The organism is Vibrio hepatarius, assembly GCF_043642085.1.
Lineage (GTDB): Bacteria > Pseudomonadota > Gammaproteobacteria > Enterobacterales > Vibrionaceae > Vibrio > Vibrio hepatarius_C.
In genome coordinates, this window is sequence record NZ_JBHZSA010000013.1 from 11,660 (window position 1) to 25,478 (window position 13,819).

16 protein-coding genes are annotated in these 13,819 nt (G+C 44.6%); 13 read left to right on the forward strand and 3 right to left on the reverse strand.

Annotated features, from left to right (window positions below; genetic code table 11):
• Positions 1-115 precede the first annotated feature (115 nt).
• Genes bioB through bioD form a run of 4 tightly spaced genes read left to right on the forward strand, consistent with a single transcriptional unit; the run spans position 116 to position 3,784 of the window.
• Complete coding sequence (bioB, locus tag ACHUFZ_RS18230; protein ID WP_394128258.1) at positions 116-1,168, forward strand: biotin synthase BioB; 1,053 nt, start codon at positions 116-118, stop codon at positions 1,166-1,168.
• Positions 1,155-2,297: an 8-amino-7-oxononanoate synthase gene (gene bioF / locus ACHUFZ_RS18235; RefSeq protein WP_394128310.1), complete on the forward strand. Its 1,143-nt coding sequence runs from the start codon at positions 1,155-1,157 to the stop codon at positions 2,295-2,297. Before bioB ends, bioF begins: the two co-directional genes overlap by 14 nt.
• On the forward strand, positions 2,298-3,101 hold the full coding sequence (gene bioC / locus ACHUFZ_RS18240) for a malonyl-ACP O-methyltransferase BioC (protein ID WP_394128259.1): 804 nt from the start codon (positions 2,298-2,300) through the stop codon (positions 3,099-3,101). It begins immediately after the preceding gene.
• Positions 3,098-3,784, forward strand: coding sequence for a dethiobiotin synthase (bioD, locus tag ACHUFZ_RS18245; protein WP_394128260.1), 687 nt, complete (start codon positions 3,098-3,100; stop codon positions 3,782-3,784). Before bioC ends, bioD begins: the two co-directional genes overlap by 4 nt.
• 53 nt (positions 3,785-3,837) lie before the next feature.
• On the opposite strand, the gene ACHUFZ_RS18250 is transcribed toward bioD, so the two are convergent.
• The gene (locus ACHUFZ_RS18250) at positions 3,838-4,026 is read right to left on the reverse strand and encodes a hypothetical protein (protein ID WP_394128315.1); all 189 of its coding nucleotides are present in this window, start codon (positions 4,024-4,026) and stop codon (positions 3,838-3,840) included.
• 272 nt (positions 4,027-4,298) lie between these two features.
• On the opposite strand from ACHUFZ_RS18250, the gene htpX reads away from it, so the two are divergent.
• The 9 genes from htpX (at position 4,299) to ACHUFZ_RS18295 (ending at position 11,333) form a co-directional block, all read left to right on the forward strand.
• On the forward strand, positions 4,299-5,162 hold the full coding sequence (gene htpX / locus ACHUFZ_RS18255) for a protease HtpX (RefSeq protein WP_053438579.1): 864 nt from the start codon (positions 4,299-4,301) through the stop codon (positions 5,160-5,162).
• A 151-nt stretch (positions 5,163-5,313) separates the two neighbouring features.
• The gene (locus ACHUFZ_RS18260; protein ID WP_053438580.1) at positions 5,314-5,733 is read left to right on the forward strand and encodes a nuclear transport factor 2 family protein; all 420 of its coding nucleotides are present in this window, start codon (positions 5,314-5,316) and stop codon (positions 5,731-5,733) included.
• A complete protein-coding gene (locus ACHUFZ_RS18265) occupies positions 5,730-6,458 on the forward strand; it encodes an SDR family NAD(P)-dependent oxidoreductase (RefSeq protein WP_394128261.1) in 729 nt (242 codons plus the stop codon). The genes ACHUFZ_RS18260 and ACHUFZ_RS18265 overlap by 4 nt, the downstream gene beginning before the upstream one ends.
• A 10-nt stretch (positions 6,459-6,468) precedes the next feature.
• Positions 6,469-7,743, forward strand: coding sequence for an NAD(P)/FAD-dependent oxidoreductase (locus ACHUFZ_RS18270; protein ID WP_394128262.1), 1,275 nt, complete (start codon positions 6,469-6,471; stop codon positions 7,741-7,743).
• Positions 7,744-8,505, forward strand: a complete 762-nt coding sequence (locus tag ACHUFZ_RS18275; RefSeq protein ID WP_394128263.1) for a DUF1365 domain-containing protein — start codon at positions 7,744-7,746, stop codon at positions 8,503-8,505. It abuts the gene before it with no gap.
• A 15-nt stretch (positions 8,506-8,520) separates the two neighbouring features.
• On the forward strand, positions 8,521-9,768 hold the full coding sequence (locus ACHUFZ_RS18280) for a class I SAM-dependent methyltransferase (RefSeq protein WP_394128264.1): 1,248 nt from the start codon (positions 8,521-8,523) through the stop codon (positions 9,766-9,768).
• Between the two features lie 26 nt (positions 9,769-9,794).
• Entirely contained in the window at positions 9,795-10,313 is a 519-nt protein-coding gene (locus ACHUFZ_RS18285) for a DUF2878 domain-containing protein (RefSeq protein WP_394128265.1), read from the forward strand.
• Positions 10,270-10,812: a chalcone isomerase family protein gene (locus ACHUFZ_RS18290; RefSeq protein WP_394128266.1), complete on the forward strand. Its 543-nt coding sequence runs from the start codon at positions 10,270-10,272 to the stop codon at positions 10,810-10,812. The genes ACHUFZ_RS18285 and ACHUFZ_RS18290 overlap by 44 nt, the downstream gene beginning before the upstream one ends.
• Complete coding sequence (locus ACHUFZ_RS18295) at positions 10,812-11,333, forward strand: DUF3833 domain-containing protein (protein WP_394128267.1); 522 nt, start codon at positions 10,812-10,814, stop codon at positions 11,331-11,333. The genes ACHUFZ_RS18290 and ACHUFZ_RS18295 overlap by 1 nt, the downstream gene beginning before the upstream one ends.
• 315 nt (positions 11,334-11,648) lie before the next feature.
• On the opposite strand, the gene purB is transcribed toward ACHUFZ_RS18295, so the two are convergent.
• Both purB and hflD read right to left on the reverse strand, forming a co-directional pair.
• Positions 11,649-13,019 (reverse strand): adenylosuccinate lyase, encoded by a 1,371-nt coding sequence (gene purB, locus ACHUFZ_RS18300; protein ID WP_394128268.1) that lies wholly within the window; start codon positions 13,017-13,019, stop codon positions 11,649-11,651.
• A gap of 169 nt (positions 13,020-13,188) precedes the next feature.
• The gene (hflD, locus tag ACHUFZ_RS18305) at positions 13,189-13,809 is read right to left on the reverse strand and encodes a high frequency lysogenization protein HflD (RefSeq protein ID WP_394128269.1); all 621 of its coding nucleotides are present in this window, start codon (positions 13,807-13,809) and stop codon (positions 13,189-13,191) included.
• Positions 13,810-13,819 lie beyond the last annotated feature (10 nt).

Consider the following 13,819-nt stretch of genomic DNA (forward strand, 5'->3'; position numbering starts at 1 on the left):
AAATGATTAATAAATAACCAGATGTAAACTTTTGATTTTTTGTTGTGTTGACAGTCTACATTGTGTCAGTAGACTAGCCAAGTAATCAAACCAACAATAAATGAAAGGAAAGCACGTGGAAGTACGTCACAACTGGACTGTTGCCGAAGTTCGAGAGCTTATGGAGAAACCATTTATGGATCTTCTATTCGAAGCGCAAATGGTTCATCGTCAATACCAGCAACACAACCATGTACAAGTGAGTACGTTACTCTCCATCAAAACGGGTGCTTGTCCTGAGGATTGCAAATATTGTCCTCAGAGCGCACGTTACACCACCGATATTGAAAAAGAGCGTTTAATGGAAGTCGAGCGTGTTCTCGATGCGGCGCAAAAGGCCAAAAATGCAGGCTCAACACGTTTCTGTATGGGTGCAGCGTGGAAGAATCCGAAAGAGCGCGATATGCCGCACCTAACCGATATGATCAAAGGTGTGAAAGGCATGGGCTTGGAAACATGTATGACACTCGGCATGTTGACTCCAGAGCAGGCTAACTCTTTGGCGGACGCAGGTTTGGACTACTACAACCATAACCTAGATACGTCGCCAGAATTCTACGGCAGCATCATTACAACTCGTACTTACCAAGACCGACTAGATACCTTATCTCACGTTCGTGATGCGGGTATGAAGATCTGTTCTGGCGGTATCATTGGCATGGGCGAAAGCACCAATGATCGCGCTGGACTGTTTGTTGAATTGGCCAACTTACCAACTCACCCTGAAAGTGTGCCAATTAATATGCTGGTTAAAGTGAAAGGTACGCCACTTGAAGAAGTGGATGATGTTGAACCGTTCGACTTTATTCGTCTGATCGCCGTGGCTCGTATCATGATGCCAATGTCGGCTGTGCGTCTGTCTGCTGGTCGTGAAGACATGAATGAGCAGATGCAGGCGTTGTGCTTTATGGCAGGCGCAAACTCTGTCTTTTACGGCTGCAAGCTACTAACCACACCAAACCCATCTGAAGATAAAGATATGCAGCTATTTAATAAGTTGGGTATCAACAGCCAAGAAGTTTCCCAAAAACCTGACGAGATAGAAGAAAATGAACTGCTTGACCGTGTAGTAGAGCGTGTCGCAGCAAGGCCAGCTAAAGATGACCTGTTCTACGATGCCAGCGTTTAATACTCGTATCCAGCAAGCCCTTGACCAAAGAAGTGAGCAAGGGCTTAGCCGCTCAATTCGTATTATTGATGACGGTAACTCAGCGCAGCTGAAAAACGGCGCTGCGGAATATATCAATTTCTCTAGCAACGACTATCTTGGGTTGGCATCTGATAAGAGTTTGACCAACGCGTGGCAGCAAGGGTTGGACAAGTATGGTAATGGCAGTGGGGCTTCGCCACTTGTTACTGGCTTCTCATCGGCTCATCAGCAACTTGAAGAGACGCTTTGTGACTGGCTGGGCTTTGAGCGCGCGATACTATTCAGTTCCGGATTTTCTGCCAACCAAGCGTTACTTTTTTCTTTGCTTGAAAAAGACGATCTATTGCTGCAAGACAAGCTTAATCATGCCTCGCTGATGGAAGCGGGAATGCTCTCTCCAGCAGTAATGAAACGGTTTCGTCACAACGACGTTAATCATCTAGCCAGTTTGATGAGTGACAACGCCTTGGTGGTGACTGAAGGCGTGTTTAGCATGGATGGGGATATGGCTCCGCTTGCCGATATCGCTTCTGTCACTGAAGGCAAAGGCTGGCTCGCAGTGGATGACGCCCACGGTATTGGCGTATTGGGTAATCGAGGGCAGGGAAGTTGCGCTGCCGCCGGCATTCAGCCTGAAATTCTGGTGGTAACGTTTGGTAAGGCGTTTGGTCTATCTGGCGCCGCCATTATGTGTAGCGAGCAAGTTGGTGACTATCTGACACAGTTCGCCCGTCATCACGTTTACTCGACTGCAATACCACCTTCTCAAGCGGTTGCTTTGTCTCACGCGGCGTCAATGATTCAAACTCAGCAATGGCGTAGGGACAAGTTGGCAGAGCTTGGTGAGTACTATCATCATCTACTTTCCGATATTGAAGGCTACCAAACGACGGATACCCCCATTAAGCCCTTCATTATTGGCAGCGCTGATAAAGCCGTTGCAGTGGCCGAGCAATTAAAATCAGCAGGCATTTGGTTGACGGCAATTCGTCCTCCTACTGTACCAAGCGGTAGCGCTAGGCTAAGGATTACGCTTACTGCGCAGCACCAATTCCACCATATAGATAAGTTGGCTCAACAGCTAAAGCAAGCGGTAAAGGGTGAGTAAATGGAACAAGCGATATTGATGGATTCACCTGCTGAGGTTAATAAAGAGGCAATTGCGGAAGCGTTTGGTCGTGCGGCAACAAGCTACGATAAACATGCTGCCTTTCAACGTGATGTCGGTGAGCGCCTACTAGCCAAAATGCCGCTGGATCTAACAGGTAAAACTGTACTGGATGTGGGCTGTGGCACCGGTTATTTTTCTTTAGAGCTATTGAAACGTGGCGCGCATGTTATCTGTTTTGATTTGTCCGAGCAGATGCTTGAAGCGGCCCATATGCGCTGCGGAAGTGATGGCGTCACCTATCGACAAGGCGATGCAGAGCAACTCCCATTTGAGAACAATAGTATTGACTATGTATTTTCAAGTTTGGCGCTTCAGTGGTGTCTGGATTTATCAGTGCCACTTCGTGAGATAAAGCGCGTGCTTAAACCGCAAGGTCGTGCTTATCTTTCCACTTTGCTAGATGGGTCACTCTATGAGCTTAAACAATCGTGGGCCAAAATTGATTCATATCAACACGTCAATGAGTTTATCTCAACCAATCAGGTAAAAATTGCGTTAGCGCAATCTGATTGCCCTGAGCATCAACTAGACTTGGCGGCCATTACGGTGTGGTACGACACAGCTTTTGCTCTGATGCGCGGTTTAAAAGGCATTGGTGCAACGCATGTCGATGGTAGGGCAAGCGGCCTTACCAGTCGGAGAGCTTTAATGCGAGTAGAGCAAGAGTATCAAGCCTATCGAAATCATCAGGGTCTTCTACCTGCAACATATCAGGTCTGTTTAGGGGTTATTCATCTATGATTGATGCATTTTTTATTGCGGGTACGGATACCGATGTTGGAAAAACAGTTGCTTCGAAAGCGATCTTAAACGCGTTAGCAGAGCAAGGATTAAAGACAATTGGCTACAAGCCAGTTGCAGCTGGCAGCGAGAAAACTGCCGAAGGTTTTAGAAACTCAGACGCGCTCTATTTACAGAAAGCAGCGACGGTTGAAGTTGCGTACGATGATGTCAACCCATATGCATTAGAGCTGCCTGCGTCACCGCATATTGCCGCTGTGCGTGAGAATGTTGAAATTGAGTACTCAATCTTGAGTGACAAACTGGCGCAGCATAAGCAAAACTCTGACATTGTGTTAGTGGAAGGTGCTGGCGGTTGGCGCGTGCCTGTTTCAAGTACAGATTGCCTCTCAACTTGGGTCCAGCAAGAAAAGCTACCAGTGGTGCTTGTTGTTGGCATCAAGTTGGGCTGTTTAAGCCATGCTATGTTGACATTGGATGCGATTAAAGCCGATGGACTTGAGGTGGTTGGCTGGGTAGCAAACCGTGTCAACCCAGGTACTGAGCATTATGCGGACATTATCGAAATGCTTGAGCAGAAGATTGATGCGCCGAAGATTGGTGAAATCCCTTATGTGCCTTCAGTGAAACGCCAAGGGCTCGCGAAATACATCGATGTCTCTCCGCTACTCAATAGAGACTAGTATAAAGTAAAACGGCTGCCACATGGGCAGCCGTTTTTAATTAACTGTGCAAATTACTTGTCGTGGTTAAGACCCATTAACGCAGATTGCGTTTCAATGATTCGCTTTTGCGTTTTATCTTCCGAAGAAATACCTAACTGCTTTTTCGCTTCTTCTTCAGAAAGCCCTAAGTGACAGCACAACAGATCAATAGCCATTTGATAGTCGTTAGTTTCAACCATGATTCGTTTCCTTTGTTCCATGGATTTTCTCATCTTCCCTAAATCTAACATGTCTGAATTGATCGGCAATACTACCAAAGTCTAACACCCTATCTTTGAGTGTTAGGTTGGAATAAGGCCGAGTGAATGGATTTGTTTATTTAATAAAAATAATGAATATCGAAATCAAATGTTTCAATTTGCTGCTTAACCTTGTAATTAAAAGGAATAGACTATATCTATAGGGTTAAGAACAAGCTAGAGAGCAAATCTCTAGCAATAATAAGATGCTTCCGTTTTTTTGGAGAAAAGTAATGAAGCGAGTAATGTTATTTCTTGCAACCAACTTAGCTGTTGTTCTGGTACTAAGCGTTGTGCTGAATATTGTTTACGCAATGACAGGCATGCAACCGGGTAGCTTATCAGGTTTGTTAGTAATGGCTGCTGTGTTTGGTTTTGGTGGTTCATTTATCTCTTTGATGATGTCAAAGGGTATGGCGCTGCGTTCTGTGGGCGGTATGGTTATTGAAAGCCCACGTAATGAAACTGAGCATTGGCTACTAGAGACGGTTCGTCGTCAATCAGAGCAAGTTGGTATTGGTATGCCGACCGTTGCTATTTATGACTCAGCGGACATCAACGCGTTTGCGACTGGTGCAAAGCGTAATGACTCTCTTGTCGCAGTATCGACGGGTCTACTACACAATATGACACGTGATGAGGCAGAGGCGGTTCTGGCGCATGAAGTGAGTCATATCGCCAATGGAGACATGGTAACCATGACCTTGATGCAAGGTGTGGTGAATACCTTTGTTATCTTCCTATCTCGTTTTATCGCCAACATTGTTTCGTCAAACAGTGATGAGGAAGAGGGTGGTAGCAACATGATGGTTTACTTTGGTGTCAGTATGGTACTTGAGTTGGTGTTTGGCTTCCTCGCAAGCTTTATCACCATGTGGTACAGCCGTCATCGTGAGTTTCATGCTGATGCTGGCGCAGCACAACTGGTGGGTAAGCATAAGATGATTGCCGCGTTAGAGCGCTTAAAAATGAGTCAAGAATCTCAGCTTGAGGGTTCAATGATGGCATTTGGTATTAACGGTAAGCAGTCACTGACTGAGCTGTTGATGAGTCACCCACCGTTGGATAAACGCATTACTGCACTGCGTAATTCGTAACGAAAACTCTCTATTTTATTGAAAAGGCTTAGTTTATAACTAAGCCTTTTTTGATCTATTCTTTCAATACCTTCGTAATACAAGCTAAATGAAAAGTAATAGCTATAGGTAGAAAGGTGCTTTTAGCTCAAATCGCGCTGAGGGAGAATAGATGGATGTTCAAACAGTAGGGCAAGTGTACCAACAGCTTAATAAAACCAACTTGCACATTCTTTCAGATGTGTACCACCAAGAGGTGATATTTGAAGATGCTGCACATAGGTTGGAAGGTTGGCCTGCACTAGAAAATTATTTTGAAACTTTGTATGCCAATGTTAAGAGATGCGATTTTGAAATTCAGGATCACCAGCAATCAGGTGATACGGGTTTTTTGACCTGGGTAATGTGCTTAGAGCACCCGAAACTTTCTAAAGGTAACGTCATCTACGTCAATGGGGTCAGTCACTTAAAGTTCAGTCAAGGTAGGGTCATATACCATCGCGATTACTTCGATTTAGGTGAGATGTTGTATGAGAACTTACCGCTGCTTGGCTCGGTTATAAAAACCATCAAGCAGAGGCTCGGTCAATGAATGGCGTTTTGATCACCGGTGCCACGTCAGGGATCGGTCTGCAATTAGCTAAGGATTATGCGTCATCGGGTGTCGCAGTGCTAGCATGTGGTCGCAACCAATCGGTTCTTGAACAACTCTCTTCGGATTACGTTAGCTTAACACCTCTTGTGTTTGACCTGACTGACCGAGAGCAAACTGATAGTGCTCTTAATTCTCTTCCTTTCATCCCACCATTATGGATTTTCAACGCCGGTGATTGTGAGTATATGGAGGATGGAAATGTGGATGCGGGATTGATGAAGCGGGTATTTGATATCAATGTTATTGGTCTATCCAACGTTATCCAAGCGAGCCAAAAGTATTATCAAGCGGGTCACCATATTGGCATTGTAGGCTCTATAGCCAGTGAAGTAGCGCTACCTAGAGCTGAGGCCTATGGCGCTTCCAAAGCGGCAGTCAGTTATCTCGCGCGTACGCTACAGGTCGATTTAAAACCTAAGAATATTGATGTGTCTGTTATTTATCCTGGTTTTGTCAAAACGCCGCTTACAGATAAAAACACGTTTGAGATGCCTATGCTGATTTCAGTAGAGCGCGCGTCTCGTGAAATTCGTCGGGGCCTTGAAAAGAAACAGGCTCATATTTACTTCCCGAAAAAATTCACCTCCCTGCTAAGAGTCATCGGTTTACTGCCTTATCGTTGGCAAAATGCCATCACGTCCAAGTTCTTAGTTCAGGGTTAGAGGAGGTTTCATGAAAATAGCAATAATTGGTACCGGAATTTCTGGATTAACGTGTGGTTACTACTTACATCGTCATCACGATATTACTTTATACGAAGCCAATGATTATATTGGTGGTCACACGGCGACGGTTGACGTTGAGGTAGAGGGTAAAAACTACGCGGTTGATACTGGCTTTATCGTATACAACGATAGGACTTACCCAAATTTCATCGCATTAATGGATGAAATTGGTGTAGAAGGCCGACCGAGTCAAATGAGTTTCAGCGTTAGGAATGACAGTAATGGACTCGAATACAATGGTCATACAATTTCGACGCTTTTCGCTCAGCGCAGAAATTGGCTTAATCCCAAATTTTACTCTTTTATTCTCGAGATCTTACGCTTTAACAGAATGGTCAAAGAGATAGCGAGTGAAGACAAGCAAGGGAAGTCGACACTTGGAGATTTCTTAGCCCAACATAAGTTCAGCGACTATTTTTGTGATAACTACATCTTGCCGATGGGAGCGGCTATTTGGTCTTCCACTCTGGCGGACATGCGTACCTTCCCGCTACAGTTTTTTGCTCGATTCTTCCTCAATCATGGTTTGTTGGACATCACCAACAGACCACAATGGTATGTGATTAAAGGTGGTTCAAGAGAGTATATTCCAGCGCTCACGAAAGGCTTTTCAGACCGAATCAGGCTTAACACTTCGGTTGAGTCTGTCCATCGTGACTCTGCAGGCGTCATCGTACGCGCTAATGGAGAAGTTGAGCGTTTTGACCAAGTCATTTTTGCTTGTCATAGTGACCAAGCGAAAAAACTTTTGCATGACGCGAGCACAGTAGAAAATAACATTTTAAAAGGGCTCGCTTATCAGGCTAATGAGGTTGTCCTCCATACTGATGAGCAATTGCTACCGAAACGAAAAGCGGCCTGGGCTTCTTGGAACTATTGGCTCGATGGCTCTTCTTCAGAGCAATCTCGAGCACCGACACTGACTTATAATATGAACATCCTGCAGCATATACAGTCACCCTGTACATTTTGTGTCTCGCTCAATAGCAGCGCTCAGATAGACCCTGACAAAATTCTCAAGCGATTTGTTTATCATCATCCCGTATTTAATCAGGAAACAATCAATGCTCAGGCTAGGCGCGGTGAGATCAATGGAGTAAGCAAAACGTGGTTTTGTGGCGCTTATTGGTACAACGGCTTTCATGAAGATGGCGTTCGCAGCGCTTTGGATGTTGTTCGAGGGATCGACAGCTTGGAGCACAGCTCAAAGGGTGTCGCATAAATGAATAGCGCGTTATTGGTTGGCATGGTTAGGCACCGACGTTTTACACCTGTAAAACACAGTTTGAGTTATCCCTTATTCATGCCATGTCTTGACTTAGATGAAATCCCCCAGCTTGAAAAAAGTGTTTGGGGCTTTGGGTCAAGGTGGTGGCATTGGGCTCGATTTAAACGCCAAGATTATCTAGGTGAAGGGGACTTGAAACAGGCGGTGCTTGAGAAAGTCTGGGAGCTGACAGGAGAACGTATCTCAGGTCGTGTTGAGGCAGTTATCCATCTTCGTTATCTCGGTATCTATTTTAGCCCGGTGAACTTCTATTACATCTACGATGAAAACAATCAGTGGCGTTATCTTTTAGCTGAAGTGAGTAACACTCCGTGGAATGAACGCCACTACTACGCCTTAAACGCCAAAGACGAGTTGACTTGGCGGCACAAAAAGCAGTTTCACGTTTCTCCATTCAATCCGATCGCTCAACAATATCAATGGAAGCTGAAACCGTTAGAGCGACAACTTTCTATCCACTTAGAGTGTCACCGAGAATCGAAAGAGTTCGACGCTACCTTGAAAATGCACAAATATCCGTTTAACTCTAAAGTATTAGTTAAACATTTGATCTCTACGCCGGTAATGGCAGTAAAAGTAACCATAGGTATTTATTGGCATGCGCTAAAGCTATGGGTGAAAGGGGCGCCATTCTATTCTCACCCTAAATATCAAAGTGACAGTAGTGACCAACCTAGTACTGATATCAAAAAATAATAAAGGGAATAAAAGATGATGAGTTCAGAGACGCTGCCATTACCCCGCAAGCTCACAACGGTTCAAAAGAGTGCTCGTAATATTGCATTCTCTTGCTTGAACAAACTTCAGGTCGGTAGCTTAACGATTGTTGAATCTTTCCAGCAGGGCTCTTCCCAGAGATTAAGAGAAGTGTTTGGGCGGCCAAATAGTAGCGAGCCTAATGCGTTGATAGAAGTGAAAAACCCAGCTTTCTATTCACGATTGCTCAAGGGAGGCAGTATTGCCGCGGGGGAAGCTTATATGGATGGGTGGTGGGAGAGTCCCGACCTGACCAAATTGATGGAACTCATGGCTCTAAACTTATCTGCACTCGATTCGATTGAAAGTCGCTCAACACTATTGTCTAAGCTAATGAACCAAGTGAGCCATTGGTTAAACCGCAATACAGTGAGCAATTCGGCGAAAAACATCGAAGCCCATTATGATTTGAGTAATGAGCTTTATGAAACATTTCTCGACGAGCGGATGCTGTACTCATCGGGCCTATTCAACTCTACAAGTGACAATCTAGAGCAGGCACAAATAAACAAGATGCAACGTTTGTGCGAGCAACTGAAACTGTCTGAAACCGATCATGTTATTGAGATCGGGACAGGTTGGGGAGCAATGGCAATCTATATGGCAGAGCAGTATGGATGCCGCGTTACAACGACGACAATTTCAGAACAACAGTACCAATACGCCAAACAGAAAATCGATCAAAAAGGCTTAGAGGACCGAATTACTCTCCTAAAAGAAGATTATCGTAATCTTAATGGCCAGTTCGATAAACTGGTTTCTATTGAAATGATAGAAGCGGTCGGAAAGCAATTCTTAACGTCGTATATTCAAAAATGCCAATCTTTATTAAAGCCTGGTGGGTTAATGGCGATTCAAGCAATAACCATTGCCGATCAACGTTATGACTACTACAGCAATAGTGTCGACTTTATACAGAAATACATTTTCCCGGGTGGCTTTCTACCTTCAATTACAGCGCTGACACAAGCGACGACAAATAGCAGCGATCTGGTCCTAAGAGATCTTTATGATATAGGGCAAGATTATGCTCAAACATTGAATCACTGGTATATAAAGTTCAATCATCACCTTCAACAAGTAGAACAGTTAGGGTTTGATCAGCGATTTATTCGAATGTGGAACTATTACTTTTGTTACTGTGAGGGCGGCTTTAGAGCGAAGTGCATCAGTACCGTACATATGACATTCCAGCGCCCATAGTTGAGTGCGCATTACAGGTAATCAGTATGAAGCGCCTTATTTTAATGTCGACGTGGTTTCAACTGTTATGGTTCTTGGCGGTAATGGGGCAAGCGCAATGGCAATACTTGACGATGTCGCTCGTTATAGTAACCATGATTGCTACCGCAATTAATACCAATATTGAGTGGAGGAAGTTGGTGGGCATAGTGGTATTTGGCTCTCTGCTTGATTACTTCAATATCGCTATGGGCTGGTTTGAATTTGATCAAACTGGGATACCTTACTGGCTTGTTGCACTTTGGGCTATCTTCGCTTGGTATGCCTATTTTCTTTATCCATATGTGAACCAATATCCAGCCACTATCGTAGTAGTTGTTGGAGGCATAGCAGGTTCCCTTAGTTATGTCGCTGGAAGCAAATTAGGCGCGGTTTCTTTTGGTTTATCGCTATCAACCACAGCAATCATCCTATTTGTCGAGTGGGTAATAGTGATAGCGGTAATTCTAAAGGTATATGGATATGAGAGCGATACTGATAACGGGGTGTTTGATACTAGCAAGTAATGCTTTTGCTTCTAGCCCTGATGAAGATACTGAGGGAGATTGGCGTAAGTGGAACACTGTAGGGCAAGCTCAGCTTACTATGCTTTTCTTCGATATTTACCAATCTCAACTTCTGACCCCGACAGGCTCATACGCAGTTGGTCAAGATATTACACCTCACCCATTAGCTCTTTCTATTACCTATCAAAGAGACATTTCTCGTAGTCAACTGCTTGAGGCGACCCAAGAGCAATGGCAGAAGCTAGGCTATACCGATAATACGACTCAAGCCTGGGTGGGGCAATTAGAAGCGATTTTCCCAGATATCAGTGAGGGACATAATCTCACTTATGTCACCGATGGAAGCCAAGGTGAGTTTTTTTATACCAGTGATCTAGCCTCAATGAAAAGTATTGGCACAGTCGAAGAAGAGTTGATGAATGATGCTTTCTTAGCCATTTGGCTGTCGCCTGACACTGACTATCCCCAGTTACGCCAAAATCTTATAGGAGAACAATAATGCTTAAACAGTTTCTTGCTGTGTTGCTGCTTATCTTTGTTACGGGCTGCTCAAGCGACCTTGATGATTATCAGCAGGCTTCTCCGGCGTTTAATTTGTTTGAATACTTTGAAGGCAAGACGATGGCTTGGGGTATGGTCCAAGATTATTCTGAGCAACAAACGAGAAGGTTTGAAGTGAAGATAGAAGGCCGTGTAGAAGACAACACGTTAACCTTGGTGGAAGACTTCGTGTTTGCTGATGGAGAGATAACTCAGAGAATTTGGGTTATAGAGCGATTAGACAACGGTGAATATATAGGTAGAGCAGACGACATCATTGGCGTTGCTATGGGTAAAGAGGTGGGTAACGCTTTGCAGTGGCAATACGATTTCGAGCTCGTGATGGATGATTCCAGTCTGGTTGTTTCTTTTGATGACTGGATGTACCGACAGGACGAAAAGCATGTCTTCAACTTAACCAAAATTAAAAAATTCGGCATTGAAGTAGGGCAGATAACACTGTTTTTTCAGAAACAGTAGAGAGCTAATTTCATTGGAGATATAACCCTACGGCTACAACTTGCAGTCATTCCTTAGAGCAACGAAGTTGCGAGTAAGGAATCTCTTTAAGTTTTCGACAAGTGTTGAGAGATCCCCAACTCTCTCGTTCCTCGTTCTCGGGGATGACAGAAAGACTGGGGGTATATGGCGTGTCATTCCATAGACTGACGCAGGAAGGAGTATGGAATCTAAATCGGTTATCTACTTACCATCGGATATGAAACACAAAAAACAAAAGGGCTGATGCTTTCACATCAACCCTTTTAGTTTCTCGTAACTCGTAACTCGCAGCTGTTACAGCTTGTCAGTTAGCTCAATTGCTTGACCGATGTAGTTTGCTGGCGTCATCTCTTTCAGACGCGCTTTCTCGTGCTCAGGAAGCTCAAGACCGTCGATAAAGCTGCGCATTGCTTCACCGTCAACGCGCTTACCACGAGTTAGCTCTTTTAGCTTCTCGTATGGCTTCTCGATGCCGTAACGACGCATTACTGTTTGTACTGGTTCAGCTAGTACTTCCCAGTTCTTGTCTAGTTCAGCTAGCAGTGCTTCGCGGTTAACTTCAAGCTTGCTGATGCCTTTTAGCGTAGACGTGTAAGCGATGATTGCGTAGCCAACACCAACACCTAGGTTACGTAGAACTGTCGAGTCAGTTAGGTCACGTTGCCAACGAGAAACAGGCAGTTTCTGCGCTAGGTGGCCGAATACTGCGTTTGCTAGGCCTAGGTTACCTTCAGAGTTTTCAAAGTCGATTGGGTTAACTTTGTGTGGCATTGTTGATGAACCAATTTCACCTGCAACAGTCTTCTGCTTGAAGTGACCTAGAGCGATGTAACCCCAAACGTCACGATCGAAGTCGATTAGGATGGTGTTGAAACGTGCAACAGCATCGAATAGCTCAGCGATGTAATCGTGCGGCTCAATTTGAGTTGTGTACGGGTTCCAAATTACGCCTAGAGACTCAGTAATAAACTCTTCAGAGAACTGGTGCCAATCAACTTCAGGGTATGCAGAAAGGTGAGCGTTGTAGTTACCTACAGCGCCGTTAACTTTGCCTAAGATCTCAACGTTAGCAATTTGCTTGTATTGACGTTCCATACGGTACGCAACGTTTGCCATCTCTTTACCCATTGTTGATGGAGAAGCTGGCTGGCCGTGTGTACGAGAAAGCAAAGGAATGTCGCGGTATTCAACAGCTAGCGCTTTGATTGCGTCGATGATGTTTTGGATTTCAGGAAGAATAACTTCATCACGAGCTTCTTTAAGCATGAGTGCGTGAGAAGTATTGTTAATGTCTTCTGAAGTACATGCAAAGTGGATGAACTCATTAACAGCGTGCAGTTCAGGAACGCCAGCCACTTTCTCTTTAAGGAAGTATTCAACAGCCTTAACGTCGTGGTTAGTGGTACGTTCGATCTCTTTGATGCGAGCTGCGTCTTCTTCAGAGAAGTTTGCCGCTAGCTCATCTAGGAACGCGTTTGCTTCTGCGCTGAATGCAGGAACTTCTTTGATTGCATCTGTTGCTGCAAGCTTTTGTAACCAACGAATTTCAACGATAGAGCGGTACTTTAGTAGACCAAACTCACTAAAGATGCTGCGAAGTGCAATAGTTTTACTTCCGTAACGACCGTCTACTGGTGAAACAGCAGTCAATGCTGACAGTTCCATGATGTTCTCCTGAAAAATTGAGTTTCGAAATTTTGAGAGCTTTATACCAGTATCTGAGCCATTTGTCACGAACATTGCGCAAACGTTTGCGTGGGTGATGTGCTGGTATAAGAAAAGTGTTGTACTGGCATAAGCAACAAGCTCGCATCCATGTGCGAGCTTGTAGAGATTATGACATTCTAGCGAGTAGAATCTGAGCTTGCTCGACCATCTTCTTACGGCCGAAAATCAGGTGGCGGCGTTTACCACCAACTTGACGCCACAATACCGCGCTGCGGATACCTGACAGCAGCAGAGCGCGAACTTTATGTTGATTTGATGTTTGTTGCAGTACTGCTGGTGTGCCAGTTACTTGAATACGTGGACCAACAGGGCTGATGACATCTAAGTATACACTCGCTAGGTTGCTGAGCATTTGCTCGTCAAGTAGTTCAAAGTGCTCAAGCTGACGCTCCAGCATTTGAATGCGATCACCAAGTTGTGACATAGCGTCATTGCGTGTCTGCAATTTACGCTCAAGTGCCATCAAACTGATAATATAACGAGTAATCTCACTGCCAGACGGTGTGCTATCAATGCCTTTCACCAGACATTCTAGGCCTAACTTCAAATCGACTTCACGACCATAAACCCCCACCGTGTTGCTTGGATTGGTGTTTAGGATCGCTTTTAAAGAAGTTTCAAACGCGTCAGAGTCACATTGACCGTTTTTAGCGACTTGTTGAACCAAAGCGACAGCTTGGCAAATTCCAGCAAATGCAATAGTGCGGTCGTAAAGTGTGTTAGCCACGTAATTCTAC